Below are 16,538 nucleotides of genomic sequence, written 5' to 3'. Positions count from 1 at the left end.
CGTCCCCTCCCCGAGTTGCGAGGTCTCGATGAACACCATGCGCGCCGTCAGCCAGGACGTCCTCGGCGGTCCCGAGGTCCTGAAGGAGGTACGGCCCGAGCGGCCCGAGCCGCGCCCCAATGAGGTGCTGGTGCGGGTGCGTGCCGCCGGGGTGAACCCGACGGACTGGAAGCACCGGGCGAACGGCGGCTTCCTCGGCGAGCCGCCCTTCGTCCTGGGCTGGGACGTGTCGGGCGTGGTGGAGTCGGTGGGGATCGGCGTGGCCGCGTTCCGGCCCGGCGACGAGGTCTTCGGCATGCTGTCCTACCCCTTCGGCCACGGTTCCCACGCGGAGTACGTCACCGCCCCCGCGCGCACCTTCGCCCACAAGCCGTCGGGGATCGACCACGTCCAGGCGGGCGCCCTGCCCCTGGTCTCGCTGACGGCGTGGCAGGCCCTGGTGGAGCGGGCGGACGTACAGCCGGGACAGCGGGTGCTGATCCACGCGGCGGCCGGCGGTGTGGGCCATGTGGCGGTGCAGATCGCCAAGGCCCGGGGTGCCCGGGTGATCGGCACCGCCAGCGCGGGCAAGCACGAGTTCCTGCGCTCGATCGGGGCGGACGAGACCGTGGACTACCGGGAGACGGACTTCGCCGAGGTGGTGAAGGACGTCGACGTCGTGCTGGACACGATCGGCGGCGACACGTCCCTGCGGTCCCTGCGCGTGCTGCGCCCGGGTGGGGTCGTGGTGTCGATCCTCCCGGTCGGTTCGGACGAGTTCTACGAGGAGGCCGATCGGCTGGGCGTGCGGGCGGTGCGGATGCTGGTCGACGCCGACCGGGCCGGCATGGAGGAGATCGCCCGTCTGGTCGAGTCGGGGAAGCTGCGGGCCACGATCGCACAGACGTTCCCGCTGGCCGAGGCGGCGCGGGCGCACGCCGAGGGCGAGACCGGCCGCACCACCGGCAAGCTCGTCCTCGTGGTCGACTGATCGTCCGCCCGCCCTCTCCCTCGATCGGCGAGCCGTCGGCGCTGCTCTGAGATTTCGATGACATATGTCAATCGAACATGCTCAAACTCGCTCGATCGGGGTAACTTTCCGAGCGGACTGGGTAGTTGAGCCCCCGGAAGCAGGCCGGAAAGGCCGCGACAGGCTGGAGGCAAGGTTCGTGCGGCAGGAATCCGCGTCGTCCACCCGGCATCTACGGGTGCGCCGTCACCGGGGGCACACGGTGCTGGAGTTCCGGGGCGAGATCGACATCGCCTCGGCGGCGGAGATCGCCCCGCACCTGGACCGGGAGACGGTGCGTCCCGGTGCCCGGGTCGTCCTCGACCTCGGCGGCATCGAGTTCTTCGACTGCTCCGGGCTGCGGCTGCTGTACCGGGCCCGCAGCCAGGTGCTCGACGGTGGCGGGCAGGTGCACCTGGTCTGCACCCACCCGCTGACCCTGCGCATGCTGCGGATCACCGGCCTGACGCGGCTGCTGCCACCGTGGCCGACCCTGGACGAGGCCCTCGGCATCACCCGGCCGGCCGGGCGTCGAACAGTGCGCTGACCGACTCGCCGTTGTGGATGCGACGCACCGCCTCGGCGAGCGCCGGCGCGATGGACAGGATCCGCAGCTTGTCCGTGTGGTCGTCCACCGGCACCGGCACCGTGTTGGTGCACACGATCTCCAGCACGTCCGGCTGCTCGCTGAGCCGGCCGAGCGCCCCGGCCGCGAACAGCCCGTGCGTACAGGCGAGGCGGATGGTGCGCGGGCCCGACTCACGGAGCCGGTCCAGGAGTTCCAGCACCGTGCTGCCCTTGGCGATCTCGTCGTCCAGCACGATGACGTCCCGTCCGGCGACGTCCCCGATCACCGCGCTGATGCTGACCCGGTCGTCGGCGTACCGCTGCTTCGCCCCGGCCGCCACCTGGGCGCCGAGCATCCGGGCGAACGCCGCGGCCTCCTTGGCGTTGCCCAGGTCCGGCGAGACGACGGTCGCCCGGGAGAGGTCGTACCGGCGGAAGTGCGCGGCGAGCTCCCGCAGTGCGTGCAGGTGGTCGACCGGGACCGAGAAGAAGCCGTGCACCTGGGGCGAGTGCAGGGTCATGGCGAGGACGCGGCTCGCCCCCGCCGCCACCAGCAGGTCGGCGACCAGGCGCCCGCCCAGCGAGATGCGCGGGGCGTCCTTCTTGTCGGAGCGGGCGTAGGAGTAGTGCGGCATGACCACGGTGATGCGGCCGGCCGACGCCCCGCGGGCCGCGTCGCACATCAGGAGCAGCTCGACGAGGTGCTCCTGGACCGGCTTGACCAGCGGCTGGACGAGGAACACGTCCCGCTCGCGGCAGTTGGCCATGAGCTGCACCTCGAGGCAGTCGTTGGCGAACCGGCTGACCCGGGTGGGGCTGAGCGGCACGCCCAGCTGGGCGCAGACCTCCTCGGCCAGGTCGGGGTGGGCGCTACCGCTGAACACGGCGATGTCTCGCACGGACCGCTCCTCGGGTGATCCTGTCCGGCCGGGATCCCCAGCTTACGGAAATCCTGTTGCGCCGCTCCCGGGGCCACGGGCCATGATGGCGCCGTCCGTCCGCACACGGGCTCGTCAAGCCTCCTCACGTCAGGAACCCCTCGCATGCGCCGACTCCTCGGAATCCCCCAGCGCCCCTTCCGGCCCACGGTTTTCGAGGACTCCTCCACGCATGCGCACCCTGAACATCGGCATCCTGGCCCACGTCGACGCCGGTAAGACCAGCCTCACCGAACGGCTCCTGTTCGACCACGGCGCCATCGACCGGCTCGGCAGCGTCGACGCCGGCGACACCCGTACCGACGACGGCGGCATCGAGCGCCGCCGCGGCATCACCATCCGCTCCGCCGTCGCCGCCTTCACCGTCGGCGGCACGCGGGTCAACCTGATCGACACCCCGGGGCACTCCGACTTCGTCGCGGAGGTCGAGCGCGCCCTGGAAGTGCTCGACGGCGCGGTGCTGCTGCTGTCCGCCGTCGAGGGCGTGCAGGCGCGCACCCGCGTCCTCATGCGCACCCTGCGGCGGCTCCGGCTGCCCACGCTCGTGTTCGTCAACAAGATCGACCGGGCCGGCGCACGCACCGACGGCCTGCTCGACGACGTGCGGCGCCTGCTGACCCCGCACGTCGCGCCGCTGACCGAGGTGACGGACGCCGGCACCCCGCACGCCCGGGTGGTCCGCCGCCCGCCCGACGGCCGGACGGCGGAGGCGCTCGCCGAGGTCGACCCCGGCATCCTGGCCGCACTCGTCGACGGCCCCGAGCCGACCGGGCAGGACTTGGCCTGCGCCCTCGCCGCCGGAACCGCCGACGGCTCCTTCCACCCGCTGTACCACGGCTCCGCGCTCGGCGGCCAGGGCGTCGCGGAGTTGGTCGAGGGCCTGATCGGTCTGGTACCGGCCGCCGCGCCGGACACGTCCGCCGGCGCGGAACCGCGCGGCACGGTCTTCGCCGTGCGCCCCGGACCCGCCGGCGAGCGCACGGCGTACCTGCGGCTGTACGACGGTGAGGTGCGCCCGCGCCGGCGGCTCACCTTCCTGCGCCGCGAGTCCGACGGGCGGACCACCGAGGTCTCCGGCCGGGTGACCCGCCTCGATGTGGTGGGCGGGGACGCCACGCTCACCGCCGGGAACATCGCCGCGCTCACCGTCCCCGGGGGCCTTCGGGTCGGCGACCGGCTCGGCGAACTGTCCGAGCGGGCACCGCAGTTCGCGCCGCCGACCTTGCAGACGCTGGTCCGTGCGGTGCATCCGGAGCAGGCGGCGCCGCTGCGCTCGGCCCTGCTGGCGCTGGCCGACCAGGATCCGCTGCTGCACGCCCGGCCGGCGGCGTCCGGCGCCACCGCGCTGCTCCTGTACGGCGAGGTCCAGCTGGAGGTGCTCGCGGCGACGCTGGCCGAGGACTTCGGCATCGAGGCGCACTTCGCGCCGGGCCGCGTCCGGTTCCTGGAGCGTCCGAGCGGTACTGGTGAGGCGGCGGAGGAGATGCCGTGGCTCGACCACACCCGCTACTGGGCGACGATCGGGTTGCGAGTCGAGCCTAGTCCGCGCGGCTCGGGCGGGGAGTTCGCCCACGAGACGGAACTCGGCGCGCTGCCCCGGGCCTTCCACCAGGCGATCGAGGAGACCGTGCACGCCACGCTGCTGACCGGGCTCACCGGCGCGGCGGTCACCGACTACCGGGTCACGCTGGTGCGCTCCGGCTTCAGCTCGCCGGTCAGTACGGCCGCCGACTTCCGGGGGCTGACGCCGATCGTGCTGCGCCGTGCCCTCGACCGGGCGGGCACCGTGCTCCACGAGCCGTACCAGGTCTTCGAGGCGGAGGTCCCGGCGGACGCGCTGGCCGCCGTGACGGCCCTGCTGGCCTCGCTGGGCGCGGACTTCACCGGTACGACCGGTGGCGACCCGGCCTGGACCGTCACCGGTGAGCTGCCGGCCCGCCGGGTGCGGGAGGCCGAGTTGCGGCTGCCGGGGCTGACCCGCGGGGAGGCGGTGTGGTCGTCGCGCCCGGCCGCGGACCGTCCGCTCAGGCCGGGAAATGGATGGCCTGGCAAGGGAGTTGGCGGGCATCCGGGTGAGTAGGAAGGAGGGCCGTCGCCATGACGACTCCCGTCAGGAAGCCCACGAGTCCCGTCGACAGGCCCGCGCGGCGCATGCCCGGCTGGGCGAAGGCGCTGACCGCGCTGGTGCTGGTGCTCGTCGTGCTGTTCGCGGGGCTCCGGCTGAGTGTCGTACCGGGGCTGAAGGACCTGTTCGGCTCCGAGACCCAGGACCGCTCGGGGCCGGCGTTGCTGAAGTCCGTCCAGGACATCAGCCGTTACGACGCCGCGTCGGGCAACTTCCAGGTCGTCGTGGACCTGGAGAAGGACGCCAAGTTCCTGCCCGACGCGATCCGCGGCACCCGCACCCTGTACGTCGGGGCGGGCACCGTCGACGCCTTCGTCGACCTCGGGAAGGTGGGCGAGGACGACGTGACGGTCGACGACGAGCGGACCTCGGCCACGCTGCGGCTGCCGCACGCCGCGCTGGGCGAGCCGGCGCTCGACCCCGACCGTTCCTACGCGGTCTCCAAGCAGCGCGGGCTGCTCGACCGGCTCGGCGATCTGTTCTCGGACAACCCGAACGGCGAGCAGGCGGTGCAGAAACTCGCCGCCCGGCACATCGGCGACGCGGCGAAGGACAGCGAGCTGAAGGCGCGGGCCGAGAGCAACACCACGGCCATGCTCCGGGGGCTGCTGACCTCCCTCGGCTTCGAGGAGGTGCGGGTGACGTACGGGACGTGAGGCCCGGCCGTGGCCACCGCCCCGCTCACCCGGAGAGGATTCCGGGCAGGGCCAGCGCCCCCAGCACGGTGGTGCCCACCAGCAGCCAGGCCACGTAGTCGCCGATGTGCCCGGACTGCAGCCGCCGCAGCGGCAGCGCCCAGCCCGGCGCGGCGAGCAGCCCCGGCCGTCCGACGGCGAGGGCCGCCAGCGCCACGGCCAGCACGGTGGACAGGAGCCCCAGGCCGACGCCCAGGGGTGTCCAGTGCACGGAGGTGTGGACCAGTCCGGCGGAGGTGGCCTCGCTCATGGCACGGGCCACCGCGGTGCCGAAGGCGGGGACCGCACCGGCGGCGAGGGCCCCGGCGAGCAGCAGCGCGGGGACCACCGTCATGGTGTCGGGGACGCGGCCGAGCCGCTGCCGGGTCTCCGGCTCCTCCCCCGTACCGGTCGTCTCGTACGCGTCGGCGGCCCCCTCGCCGCCGGCGTCCTCGGGTGTCGGGCCGAGTCCCAGGAACACCCGGGCCGCGACGCGCAGGACGGCGGCCGCGGTGACGGCGCTCGCCAGGACGTAGAGCACGGTGAGCGGGCCGCCCACCGCCTCCTCGGCGACGGACTTGCCGAGCGCGGTGCCGAACGGCGGCAGTCCCGCGAGGCCCAGCGCGCCGACGACGACCAGCACGCCGACGCCGCGCAGCGGGCGGGCGCGGCCGTGCAGGACGTGTTCGTCGACGCTGCCGTACCGGTCGAGGAGGATGCCCGCGCAGGCGAACAGCGCGGCCTTCACCCCGGCGTGCCCGACGACGTACAGCGCGACGCCGTCGTCGCCCTCGGGTGTGAGGGTGCCGATGCCGAGCAGGAACAGGCCGGTGTGGGCGATCGTCGAGTAGGCGAGGAGCCGCTTGATGTGCCGCTGGTGCCAGCACATGACCGCGCCGAGCACCGCCGTCAGCGCGCCCAGCACCGTCAGCACCCGCTCCGCGTCGGCGGCGGGCAGTCCGCCGGGACCGGAGAAGACGGTGTCGTAGACACGCCAGACGCCGAACACGCCCAGCTCGACCATGACGCCCGACAGCAGCATGCACACCGGGGTGGGGGCGACCGCGTGCGCGTCGGGCAGCCAGAACTGGAAGGGGACGGCGGCCGCCTTGACCAGCAGTCCGGTCAGGACCAGGACGAAGCCGGCCAGCACCAGCGCGTCGGGCGGGCCGTGGGCGTTCAGCGCGCCGCCGATCTCGGCGAGGCCGAGTTCGCCGGTGCGGGCGTAGAGCAGGCCGATGCCCATGAGCAGGGCGTAGGCGCCCAGGGAGTTGACGACGGCGAAGGCCAGCGCACCCTGTACGGCCCTGGCCTCCTCGACCCGGTGGCCGGTCAGGGCGTAGGCGACGACGCTCATCAGCTCGAACCAGACGAACGCGTTGAACAGGTCGCCCGCTGTCGCGAAGCCGCACATGCCGGCCTGGAAGACCAGCACCAGCGCCGGGAACGCCCCGGCATGGCCGTGCGGCGGTTCGTCGAAGGAGCGCCACGAGTAGGCGAGGGCGGCCAGGGTGAGCACGGACACCAGCGCGGCCATGCCGAGCCCGGGGCCGTCGCCGGTCAGGGCGATGCCGACGCTGTGGCCTTCCACGGGCTCCCAGCCGCCCGCCCACTCGGTCAGCGGCGGGGAGGAGTGCGTCAGCAGCAGGACCGCGAGGGCCGCGGTGCCGGCCGCGACGGCGCAGGCCACGCTCTGGGCGACGAAGCGGGGCACGAGCCTGCCCCCGGCGGCGAGCAGGGCGGCGCCGAGCAGCGGGACGGCGACGAGGAGGGGCAGCAGGTGGTGCATCAGCCGCGCAGCTCGCTCAGTTCGTCGGGGTCGACCGTGCCGTGCCGCTTGGCGACCTGCACCACCAGGGCCAGCAGGAGGGCCGTGACGGTGGCGCCGACGACGACGTCGGTGAGGGCCAGGGCCTGGACCACGGGGTCGACCACCGGCCGGGAGCCCGGTGCGAGGTCGGAGAACACCGGAGCGGTGGCGCCGTCGCGGTAGCCGACGGCCAGCAGCAGGACGTAGGTGGCGGCCTGGCAGACGGACAGGCAGCCCACCGCGTGGATGAGGTCGCGGCTGGTGGCCAGGCCGTAGCAGCCGGCCAGGAAGACCCAGGCGGCGACCAGGTAGGGCAGTACGTGGGTCAGGGTGGTCATGGGCGCTCCCGCTTCCCGGGCCGGCCGGGGTCGTCGTGGCGCTCGCCGCTCTCGCCCTCGTCGACGATCTCCACGGCCTGGTCCAGGAACCCGGCGAGCAGGACGACGACCGCGCAGGCGACCTCCATGCCGATCGCGGCGTTGAGCAGCGGGACGGTGCCGGCGGAGGCGAGCGTGTTGAAGGTGCCGTACGGGAGCAGTGTGTTGGCGAGGAAGGCGGAGCCCGCGAGCAGGGCGGCCAGGCCGGTGACGAGATAGGCGGAGGCGGCGAGCGCGTCGCCCGCCTCGTAGGGGGCGAGGGGCCGCACCCGTTCCAGGGCGCGGTAGTCGGCGCCGAGGTACAGCAGGTGCAGGGCGGTGGCGGCGACGACGCCACCCTGGAAGCCGCCGCCGGGGCTCACCTGGCCGTGTGCGACGACGTACAGGCCGGTCAGCAGGGCGACGGGCAGCACGAGCAGGGCGTAGCGGCGCACGGGCCGGGAGACGGCGGCCGGTTCGGGGCGGGCCCGGTGCTCGTCGCGGGTCTGGCGCAGCAGGACCACGCTGCCGAGGACCGCCGCGAACAGGATGCTCATCTCGCCGAGCGTGTCGAAGGCCCGTTGGTCGAAGGTGACGGAGGCGACGGTGTTGGCGGTGTGCCGGCTCAGGGACGCCTCGACGGCCCGATCGCCGCAGGGGTGCCGGTCGCCGCCGAAGCGGGGCAGGTCCAGGCAGGCGGCCACGAGGAGCGCGGCGAGACCCGCGCCGCCCGCGGCCACCAGCCACAGCCGCATCCGCGGACTCACGGTCCGCCCTCCCTTCCGCGCCGCCCGGCAGGCCCGTCCGGTGCCCGTTGCGCGCGCCGGCGCACCTTGCGGACCGTCAGCAGCAGGAGGAGGGGGGTCAGGGCGGAGCCCACCGCCAGTTGCGACAGGCCGACGTCGGGTGCCTGGAGCACGGTGAACAGCACGGCGAGGACGACGCCGAGGACGGCCAGGACCAGGGACTGGCGCACGGGGTCGCGGACCGCCACCGCCGCCGTGGCGCAGGCGCCGACCAGCAGCAGCGCGACGACGATCACGGCCTCAGTCACGGCGGCCCTCCTGCATCCCGCCCGCGAGCGCCCGGGAGGCGACGAGGTTGCCGCCGACCAGCAGCGCCCCGATGACCAGCAGCTTGACCAGGGCCCTGCCCGGCCCGGTTGCCACGCTCACCGCCACCACGACGGCGGCGCCGAGGGCGGCGGCCGTGAAGGTCGCGGTGCGGGCGTGCGGCGGGTCGTCGGCCAGTTCGTCGGCGAGCAGCCGGGCGAAGACGAGTGTGCCGACCGGTCCGAGGACGGCGAGCACCAGCGCCAGGTCGACGTACGCGGGGCGTGCGTACCCCTGGGCGAGCAGCAGGAGGGCGGGGCAGGCCAGTGCGGTGGACAGGTTCTGGGCGGCGGCGCGGCGGCGCAGGGGGCCGGTCACCACCCCCCGGAGCGTGGCGCCGAGCCCGGCCGCGAGGACGACGGCGGCGGCGAGGATCCAGCCGTTCACCGGCCGGTCACCGCCCGCCGCGCGCCCCGTGCGACGAGCGCCACCACGGACGAGGCGCCCGCGCCCACCGCCGCTTCGAGCGGGTCGACGGTGCTGACGAGAACCAGCCAGAGCGCGGCGAGCGGGACCCACCAGGCGGCCACCTCGGCCACGGCGAGGAGTGTCCTACGGCCCTGCACACGCCACCTCCACCGACCGGCCCGGACCCGTCACACCCCGGATGCCTTTTGTGTCGCTCTTCTTGCCTTTGTTGCTGCTTCTTTCCTTTACTCCTGCTTCGCCGTCATCCAAGCACCGTGCGAGGGGTGGCCGACAGCGGCGCGCGGCGACTCCCCCGGGCGGAGTGCCCCGGCCGGGAGAGGGAAAACGGGACGGGGCGCGCGGGTCAGGCGCGGTCCGCCGGGCATCCTCGGCGGATCGGCGGGTAACCGCCCTACCACGCGGGGAAGTTGACGACTGGAGGACCGACATGGCTCGTGCCGCCTCACGGCCGCGTTCTTGGCCGCACCCCCGCGCCGCCAAGGCGCGCGACGGCGACCGCCGCGAACGGCACACGCTCGCCCTGCCGTTGCGGCTGCTGGCGACGGCGTGCGCGTTCGTCTTCATGGTGGCGTTCGCGGTGGTGCTGGCCCGGCTGACCCTGCAGCCCTCCCCCGCCTCCGAGGCCCTGACGCACACCAACCTGCACCCCGGCCGGTCGCTGCGGGCCTATCTCGACCAGCCCGCCCTGCGCGACGCCGTCAAGCAGATCGGCGGGAACATCCTGCTCGGCGTGCCGTTCGGCGTCCTGGTCCCGGTCGTCGCCCCGCGCACGCGCGGGGTGCTGCGCGTGCTGCTGCTGACGGCCGTCGCGATGCTGCTGGTGGAATCCGCCCAGGGCGTCCTGGTCACCGGCCGGGCCTTCGACGTCGACGACGTCATCCTCAACACCGCCGGGGCGCTGCTCGGTTACCTGTTCCTCGGCCGCCGGATGAGCCGCACGGTGCACGCGCGCGGGGGTCGCGCCTGAGAGCGGGCCATCCGGTCCGTACCAAGGTATTGACCGGCCCTTATCTCACTACTTGAATAAAGAGGCGACACCCCCCAACCCCCCACCTCGGTCGGCGCCTTCGCGCAAGGCGCCGTACGGAAGGGAGAGCCGTGGCCCGCCCACGCCTGCTCCGTAGATGTCTCCTCGCCGCCGCCCTGTCCGCCGGGCTGGCCGCGTCCCTCGTGTCCGGCCCCGCCCAGGCCGGCCCGGACACCTCCCGGGCCGCCGGCGTCGTCGGCGCCGCGTCCTCCTCGGCCGCCGCAGTGGCCTTCTCCGACACCTTCGACGGCCCGGCCGGCGCGGCCGTCGACTCCTCGAAGTGGCAGATCGAGACCGGCGACAACGTCAACAACCACGAACGGCAGTACTACACGTCCGGCAACCGGAACGCGGCCCTGGACGGCCAGGGCCACCTCGTCATCACTGCCCGCAAGGAGAACCCGGCCAACTACCAGTGCTGGTACGGCACCTGCCAGTACACCTCGGCCCGGCTCAACACCTCGGGGAAGTTCACCGCGCAGTACGGTCACGTCGAGGCACGGATGAAGGTGCCGCGCGGGCAGGGCATGTGGCCCGCGTTCTGGATGCTTGGCACCCCGGTGAACTGGCCGGACTCCGGCGAGATCGACATCATGGAGAACGTCGGCTTCGAGCCCTCCACCGTGCACGGCACCATCCACGGCCCCGGCTACTCCGGCGCGGGCGGCATCGGCTCCGGCTACACCCTGCCGGGCGGGCAGGCATTCGCGGACGCCTTCCACACCTTCGCCGTCGACTGGGCGCCCGACTCGATCACCTGGTCGGTGGACGGCAACGTCTACCAGCGGCGCACCCCCGCCGACCTGGGCGGGAAGCAGTGGGTGTTCAACAGGCCGTACTTCCTGATCCTCAACCTGGCGGTCGGCGGCTACTGGCCGGGCGACCCGGACGGCTCCACGGTCTTCCCGCAGACCCTCGTCGTCGACCACGTGTCGGTGACGACCGGCGACTCCCCGGCCGGCGGCGCGATCCGGGGCCTGGCCGGCAAGTGCGTGGACGTCGCCGCCGCGAACACCGCCAACGGCACGCCCGTCCAGCTCTACGACTGCAACGGCACGGCCGCCCAGCAGTGGACGGTGGGCTCCGACGGCACGGTCCGGGCACTCGGCAAGTGCCTCGACGTCAACGCCGGAGGTACGGCGGACGGCACCCTCGTCCAGCTGTGGGACTGCAACGGCAGCGCAGCGCAGCAGTGGGTCGTCACCGCCGCGCGCGACATCGTCAATCCGCAGGCCGACAAGTGCCTCGACGTCACCGGCAACAACTCGGCCAACGGCACCCGGCTGCAGATCTGGACCTGCACGGGCGGCGCCAACCAGAAGTGGACGGTCGGCTGAGACACCGGGCGGGGCGGCCCGGGGCTCGTGATCAATACACCTAGTGCGTGGTCCAGGTGAACTTGTCCCCGCCCACCCAGCGGACGACCTCCGGGTCGTCGAGGTCGTGGACGATGATACCGAAGGCGGCGGCGGCCTCCAGGACGTCGGTGACGGCCCTGGCCTCACCGACCACCTGGCCGTCGATCTCCACGATCCGGAACGGGGGCGGGCCCGGGTGCACCCCGAGCACCAGGATCCGCGGACTGCCGATGTGCGGGCTGTCGATCTCGGTCATGCCTAGAGGGTAGGCCGCAACCCGCGGGAGCGAGGACCCGGCCGGGGTACGCCACCGGCCCGGCCGCCCGGCTCGTGGTGCGGGTCCCGGTGCTCTGGGGAACCCTGGAGATGCCGGTGCGGGTCGGTGAGGGCCGGCCGAGGTCGCACGAGGAGGTGGCGATGGACCCCGTCGAGGCGTTGGAGCGGATCGCGTTCCTCCTGGAGCGGGCCCAGGCGCCGACGTACCGTGTCCGTGCCTTCCGGACCGCGGCGGGGGTGCTCGGTGCGCTGCCGGCCGCCGAGCTGCGCGAGCGGGCGGGATCCCTGGAGTCGCTCAAGGGGGTCGGGCCCAAGACGGCGCAGGTGGCGAGGGAGGCGCTGGACGGCCAGGTGCCCGGCTACCTCGCGAAACTCGAGGGCGAGGCGGACACCCCGCTCGCCCGGGGCGGTGAACGACTGCGGGAGCTGCTGCGCGGCGACTGCCATCTGCACTCGGACTGGTCGGACGGCGGCAGCCCGATCGAGGAGATGGGCCGGACGGCGGCGGCGCTGGGGCACGAGTGGGCGGCCCTGACCGACCACTCGCCGCGGCTGACGGTGGCCCGCGGCCTCTCCCCCGCGCGGTTGCGCGAGCAGTTGGACGTGGTGGCGGAGCTCAACACGACCTGGGCGCCGTTCCGGCTGCTGACCGGCATCGAGTGCGACATCCTCGACGACGGTTCGCTGGACCAGGAGCCGGAGCTGCTGGAGCGGCTCGACGTGGTGGTCGTGTCCGTGCACTCCAAGCTGCGGATGGACGCCCGCTCGATGACGCGCCGGATGGTGGCCGCCGTCCGCGATCCGCACGCGGACGTGCTCGGTCACTGCACCGGGCGGCTGCTGACCGGGCGGGGGCGGCCGGAGTCGGAGTTCGACGCGGACGAGGTCTTCGCGGCCTGCGCCGAGTCCGGGACGGCCTTGGAGATCAACAGCCGCCCGGAGCGGCTCGATCCGCCGCGTCGGCTGCTGCGCCGTGCGGTGGCGGCCGGCGTGCTGTTCTCCGTCGACACCGACGCGCACGCGCCCGGTCAGCTGGACTGGCAGATCCACGGGTGCGCGCGGGCCGAGGAGTGCGGGGTGCCCCCGGAGCGCGTGGTCACCACCTGGTCCCTGGACGAGCTGCTGGCCTGGACGCGGGAGGGCCGTACACCGTCCGGAGTGGCGGGCCGCTGACGTGGGTACCCGCCCGCCGAACCGCAGTCCACGGACCACGAAAGGGACAGTGCATGCAACGGGCGGCCGTGTTCGACGTCGACGGAACCCTCGTCGACACCAATCACCTGCACGTGACGACCTGGTGGGAGGCGTTCCGGCAGGCGGGTCACCAGGTGCCGATGCATGCCGTCCACCGGGCCGTCGGCCTCGCCTCGGGCGACCTGGTCGCACGGCTGCTGGGCGAGGACCGGGACAAGGACCAGGACGCCGAGCTGAGCGCCGCCCACAAGGCACTGTACGGACAGTACTTCGACCGGCTGCCCGCGCTGCCGGGCGCCGGCGAGCTGCTGCGCAGGCTGGCCGGCGACGGCTGGCAGGTGGTGCTGGCCACCTCGGCGGGCGGGGCGGAGCTGGGCGCGCTGCGGCGGGCCATCGACGCGGACGACGCGATCGCCGCCACCGCGAGCGCCGACGACGTGGACGCGGGCAAACCGGCGCCGGAGCCGGTCGAGCACGCCCTGGAGCTGGCCGGGGTGCCGGCCGAGCGGGCCGTCTTCGTCGGCGACACCGTGTGGGACATGCGGGCGGGCAGCAGGGCCGGGGTGCGCTGCGTGGGCGTGCTGTGCGGCGGTCTGCCCCGCGCCGACCTGACGGAGGCGGGCGCGGAGGCGGTCTACGCCGACCCGGCCGACCTGCTGGCCTCCCTGCGCGGGAGCCCGCTGGCATGAGTCACCGGATCCCGCCCCGCACGCCCCGGCGGACCCCCGGCGCCGTATGAGCGCTGTGACACACACCCTCCGGGAGGCACTGAGGGGCCGGCGGCCCGTGGCCGCGGTGTGGTGGGAGGCGTGTGCCGTCGGACGGGCCGTCCGGGCCGCCTGGCGGGGGCCCGGACGGGAACGCGACCTGATCGTGCAGTCGCTGAAGGCCGCGGGCGCGGCACTGATCGCGTGGGCCGTGGCGGGCGTTTGGCTGGACGACCCGATGGCGTTGATGGCGCCCTGGGTGGCGCTCGTCCTGGTGCAGGCCACCGTCTACAGCTCGGTGCGGCAGGCCGGACAGCAGTTCACGGCGATCTGCGTCGGCGCGCTGCTGGCGTCGGCGGCACAGGCGATCACGGAGGACAACACGGGGGCGCTCGTGCTGTCGCTGCCGGTGCTGATGCTGGCGGCGAACTGGTCCCGTTTCGGCCGGCAGGGCATCTACGCGGCCACCACCGCGGTGTTCGTCCTGGCCTCCGGTACGGCGGTGTCGGCCGCCGCGGTCGGTCACCGGGTGGGTCAGGCGGCGCTCGGGGCGGTCGTCGGCGTGGCGGTCAACGCCCTGGTGCTGCCCCCGATCCATCTGCGGGACGTACGGGAGAACCTCGCGGCGCTCGCCCGGGAGGCCGGCGATCTCCTGCACTCCGTCGCCGACGACCTGCGGGAGACCCGGTGGGACGCGCAGAGCGCGGCCGACTGGTCCCGGCAGGGCGCGTGGCTGGAGCGGCGGCTGGACGCGCTGTACTCCGCCCGGTCGTGGAGCCGGGAGAGCCTGCGACTGACGTCGGGCCCGCTGCGCCGGCTGCACCGCGGGCCCACGGTGGTGCCGCCGGAGGACGAGGACCGACGGTGGAGCCGGGTCACCGGGAACCTCACCGCGCTGACCCGGACCCTGGCGGTGGCGGCCGACGAGCACCGCACGCCCGCACCGCCCGACGGGCCGGTCCTCGACCTGTACGCACGCCTGCTGCGGCTGATCGGCGACGCCTGCCAGGTCGAGGCGGGGCGGCTGGTGGGCGAGCGGACCGGGGCCGGTCCGGAGGCCGCCACCGAGGCGACGATGGAGGAGCTGCACCGACGCCTGCAGGAGGGGCTGCGGGAGCACGCCGGACAGGGCGCGGCGCGGACCGCGGTGCTCGGCACCCTGCTGCTGCAGGCGGAGAACCTGTGGGCCGAGGTCGTGCCCGAGCCGCAGGCACCCGACCAGGCGACCGAGCAGTGACGCAGATCACCCCAAACCGCGACAGACGGTGGAACACCGGCCGGTCGTTCGCCGTTGAACAGACCGTGGGTACGGATGGGACAGTGTCCCCGGGCTCCACCTATTGCCCACAGGGACGATCGTTCGGCTGAAGCCCTGTGGAGCGTTTCGCCGAGAGGCGACCGCCATCCGTACTCGCCCCGAGCCGCCCCGGCCGTGATTCCCCCGTCGCGGTCGGGGCTTCTCCATGCGTGCCCCCGCCCACGCGCCGGTCCGCGCGTGCCCTTCCCGGGCTGCTGGGTACCCGGTGCTCCCCGCACGGCGAACGGCCGAGAGGAGCACAGGGTGAGCAGCGCAACGGGCAGCAGGATCGTGGTCACGGGTGCCACGGGCAACGTGGGCACCAGCGTGGTGCGGCTTCTCTCCGAGGATCCGGAGGTGGGGTCCGTGCTGGGGCTGGCCCGGCGGATCCCCGGCTGGTCGCCCGCGAAGACGGAGTGGGCGGCGGTCGACCTGGCCTCCGAGCAGACCGACCTGACCGGACATTTCGCCGGGGCCGACGCCGTCGTCCATCTGGCCTGGGCCTTCCAGCCGACGCACGACCCGGCGACGACCTGGCGCACGAACGTCCTCGGCTCCATCCGGGTCTTCGAGGCGGTGGCCGCGGCCGGGGTGCCCGCGCTGGTGCACGCCTCGTCGGTCGGCGCGTACTCACCGGGGCCGAAGAACCACGCGGTGGACGAGTCCTGGCCCACGCACGGCTGGCCGGACGCCGCGTACTGCCGGGAGAAGGCGTACCTGGAACGGACGCTGGACACCTTCGAACGCGACCACCCGGGGATCCGCGTGGTGCGGATGCGGCCGGCCTTCCTCTTCAAGCGGGAGTCGGCCAGCGAACAGCGCCGGATCTTCGGCGGACGGTTCCTGCCGGGTCCCGCGGCACGTCCGGACCTGCTGCCGTTCCTGCCGGACGTCCCCGGTCTGCGGGTGCAGGCCCTGCACACGGACGACGCCGCCCACGCCTACCGGCTGGCGGTGCGTTCCGAGGACGCCCGGGGCGCGTTCAACCTCTCGGCCGAGCCGCCGGTGGACGCCGAGTTGCTGGGGGAGCTGATCGGGGTGCGTCCGGTCCGGCTGCCGCGCACCGCGGCCCGCTCGGCGGTCGCCGCCGCGTGGGGGATGCGGCTGCTGCCCGCCTCGCCGCATCTGTTCGACGCGGTGCTGCGGCTCCCGCTCATGGACTGCACACGGGCACGGGTGGAGCTGGGCTGGAGCGCGACGCGCACGGCCGCGGAGGTGCTGGAGGAGTTCCTGCGGGGCCTGCGGCAGGGCGCGGGTGCGGACACGGAGCCGATGCGCGGGCGCAAGGTGGGCTGAGCGCGCGGGCCGGGCCCTCAGCGGGCCTCAGCCGCCTCAGCCGGAGGACTCGTCGTCAGCCGGAGGACTCGTCGGGCACCGGGTGCTCGGGGTGCACGGCAGCCGAGTGCGGTGCACCCTGTCGGCCCGTGCCCGCCTCGTCGGTGTCGGGTACGTCGGGTGCGGGCCCCGTCTCCGCGTCTTTGGCGCTGTCCGCCTCGTCCTCGGGCCGTTCGCCGTCCGAGCCCTGCCGCTGCTCGCTCTGCTCGCGGGTGGGCGAGGCGGCCTCCCACGGGTCGTCGTGGTCGCCGGCCTGCTGGTCGGGCATGTCCCGCGGGACGGGGGCACCGTTCTCCCCCGGTCCTTCGTGGCGGTGGTCGGACACGGCGCGCTCCTTCCCCTGGG

General features: G+C 74.1%; 19 protein-coding genes. 10 read left to right on the top strand and 9 right to left on the bottom strand.

What is annotated here, in order from left to right:
• The first annotated feature begins 28 nt into the window (after positions 1-28).
• Together IE258_RS29595 and IE258_RS29590 are read left to right on the top strand one after the other, a co-directional pair.
• Positions 29-970 (top strand): NADP-dependent oxidoreductase, encoded by a 942-nt coding sequence (locus IE258_RS29595; protein WP_159326156.1) that lies wholly within the window; start codon positions 29-31, stop codon positions 968-970.
• A 178-nt stretch (positions 971-1,148) separates the two neighbouring features.
• A complete protein-coding gene (locus IE258_RS29590; protein WP_189748557.1) occupies positions 1,149-1,535 on the top strand; it encodes an anti-sigma factor antagonist in 387 nt (128 codons plus the stop codon).
• Here IE258_RS29590 and IE258_RS29585 read toward each other — a convergent pair.
• On the bottom strand, positions 1,501-2,454 hold the full coding sequence (locus tag IE258_RS29585) for a ribose-phosphate diphosphokinase (protein WP_159326154.1): 954 nt from the start codon (positions 2,452-2,454) through the stop codon (positions 1,501-1,503). The genes IE258_RS29590 and IE258_RS29585 overlap by 35 nt on opposite strands.
• 211 nt (positions 2,455-2,665) lie before the next feature.
• On the opposite strand from IE258_RS29585, the gene otr(A) reads away from it, so the two are divergent.
• Entirely contained in the window at positions 2,666-4,573 is a 1,908-nt protein-coding gene (gene otr(A) / locus IE258_RS29580; RefSeq protein WP_189748554.1) for a tetracycline resistance ribosomal protection protein Otr(A), read from the top strand.
• Between the two features lie 17 nt (positions 4,574-4,590).
• Positions 4,591-5,274 (top strand): DUF4230 domain-containing protein, encoded by a 684-nt coding sequence (locus tag IE258_RS29575; protein ID WP_159326152.1) that lies wholly within the window; start codon positions 4,591-4,593, stop codon positions 5,272-5,274.
• Positions 5,275-5,299: 25 nt separating this feature from the next.
• Here the strand turns inward: IE258_RS29575 and IE258_RS29570 are convergent, their stop codons facing one another.
• Genes IE258_RS29570 through IE258_RS29545 form a run of 6 tightly spaced genes read right to left on the bottom strand, consistent with a single transcriptional unit; the run spans position 5,300 to position 9,136 of the window.
• Positions 5,300-7,081: a complex I subunit 5 family protein gene (locus IE258_RS29570; RefSeq protein ID WP_189748551.1), complete on the bottom strand. Its 1,782-nt coding sequence runs from the start codon at positions 7,079-7,081 to the stop codon at positions 5,300-5,302.
• Entirely contained in the window at positions 7,081-7,440 is a 360-nt protein-coding gene (locus IE258_RS29565; RefSeq protein ID WP_127894952.1) for a sodium:proton antiporter, read from the bottom strand. Before IE258_RS29565 ends, IE258_RS29570 begins: the two co-directional genes overlap by 1 nt.
• On the bottom strand, positions 7,437-8,225 hold the full coding sequence (locus IE258_RS29560) for an MnhB domain-containing protein (RefSeq protein WP_189748548.1): 789 nt from the start codon (positions 8,223-8,225) through the stop codon (positions 7,437-7,439). The genes IE258_RS29565 and IE258_RS29560 overlap by 4 nt, the downstream gene beginning before the upstream one ends.
• Complete coding sequence (locus IE258_RS29555; protein WP_189748546.1) at positions 8,222-8,512, bottom strand: hydrogenase subunit MbhD domain-containing protein; 291 nt, start codon at positions 8,510-8,512, stop codon at positions 8,222-8,224. Before IE258_RS29555 ends, IE258_RS29560 begins: the two co-directional genes overlap by 4 nt.
• Complete coding sequence (locus tag IE258_RS29550) at positions 8,505-8,957, bottom strand: MrpF/PhaF family protein (protein WP_189748543.1); 453 nt, start codon at positions 8,955-8,957, stop codon at positions 8,505-8,507. The genes IE258_RS29555 and IE258_RS29550 overlap by 8 nt, the downstream gene beginning before the upstream one ends.
• Positions 8,954-9,136 (bottom strand): hypothetical protein, encoded by a 183-nt coding sequence (locus IE258_RS29545; RefSeq protein ID WP_189748540.1) that lies wholly within the window; start codon positions 9,134-9,136, stop codon positions 8,954-8,956. The genes IE258_RS29550 and IE258_RS29545 overlap by 4 nt, the downstream gene beginning before the upstream one ends.
• A gap of 290 nt (positions 9,137-9,426) precedes the next feature.
• On the opposite strand from IE258_RS29545, the gene IE258_RS29540 reads away from it, so the two are divergent.
• A complete protein-coding gene (locus tag IE258_RS29540; protein ID WP_189748537.1) occupies positions 9,427-9,966 on the top strand; it encodes a VanZ family protein in 540 nt (179 codons plus the stop codon).
• A 131-nt stretch (positions 9,967-10,097) separates the two neighbouring features.
• Positions 10,098-11,363, top strand: a complete 1,266-nt coding sequence (locus IE258_RS29535; RefSeq protein ID WP_189748534.1) for a glycoside hydrolase family 16 protein — start codon at positions 10,098-10,100, stop codon at positions 11,361-11,363.
• Positions 11,364-11,403: 40 nt separating this feature from the next.
• Here IE258_RS29535 and IE258_RS29530 read toward each other — a convergent pair whose 3' ends face one another.
• On the bottom strand, positions 11,404-11,640 hold the full coding sequence (locus IE258_RS29530) for a hypothetical protein (RefSeq protein ID WP_189748531.1): 237 nt from the start codon (positions 11,638-11,640) through the stop codon (positions 11,404-11,406).
• Positions 11,641-11,801: 161 nt separating this feature from the next.
• Between IE258_RS29530 and IE258_RS29525 the strand changes: the two genes are divergently transcribed.
• The 4 genes from IE258_RS29525 (at position 11,802) to IE258_RS29510 (ending at position 16,154) form a co-directional block, all read left to right on the top strand.
• Positions 11,802-12,833: a PHP domain-containing protein gene (locus IE258_RS29525; protein WP_189748653.1), complete on the top strand. Its 1,032-nt coding sequence runs from the start codon at positions 11,802-11,804 to the stop codon at positions 12,831-12,833.
• A gap of 53 nt (positions 12,834-12,886) precedes the next feature.
• Positions 12,887-13,543: an HAD family hydrolase gene (locus tag IE258_RS29520; protein ID WP_189748529.1), complete on the top strand. Its 657-nt coding sequence runs from the start codon at positions 12,887-12,889 to the stop codon at positions 13,541-13,543.
• Between the two features lie 46 nt (positions 13,544-13,589).
• Positions 13,590-14,798, top strand: a complete 1,209-nt coding sequence (locus IE258_RS29515) for an FUSC family protein (RefSeq protein ID WP_189748526.1) — start codon at positions 13,590-13,592, stop codon at positions 14,796-14,798.
• 324 nt (positions 14,799-15,122) lie between these two features.
• Complete coding sequence (locus tag IE258_RS29510) at positions 15,123-16,154, top strand: SDR family oxidoreductase (RefSeq protein WP_189748523.1); 1,032 nt, start codon at positions 15,123-15,125, stop codon at positions 16,152-16,154.
• A 55-nt stretch (positions 16,155-16,209) separates the two neighbouring features.
• Here IE258_RS29510 and IE258_RS29505 read toward each other — a convergent pair whose 3' ends face one another.
• The gene (locus IE258_RS29505; protein WP_189748520.1) at positions 16,210-16,518 is read right to left on the bottom strand and encodes a hypothetical protein; all 309 of its coding nucleotides are present in this window, start codon (positions 16,516-16,518) and stop codon (positions 16,210-16,212) included.
• Between the last annotated feature and the right edge of the window lie 20 nt (positions 16,519-16,538).

The organism is Streptomyces tendae, assembly GCF_014650435.1.
In the GTDB taxonomy this organism is placed as follows: Bacteria; Actinomycetota; Actinomycetes; order Streptomycetales; family Streptomycetaceae; genus Streptomyces; species Streptomyces tendae.
This window is presented reverse-complemented; position numbering and strand designations above follow the sequence as displayed.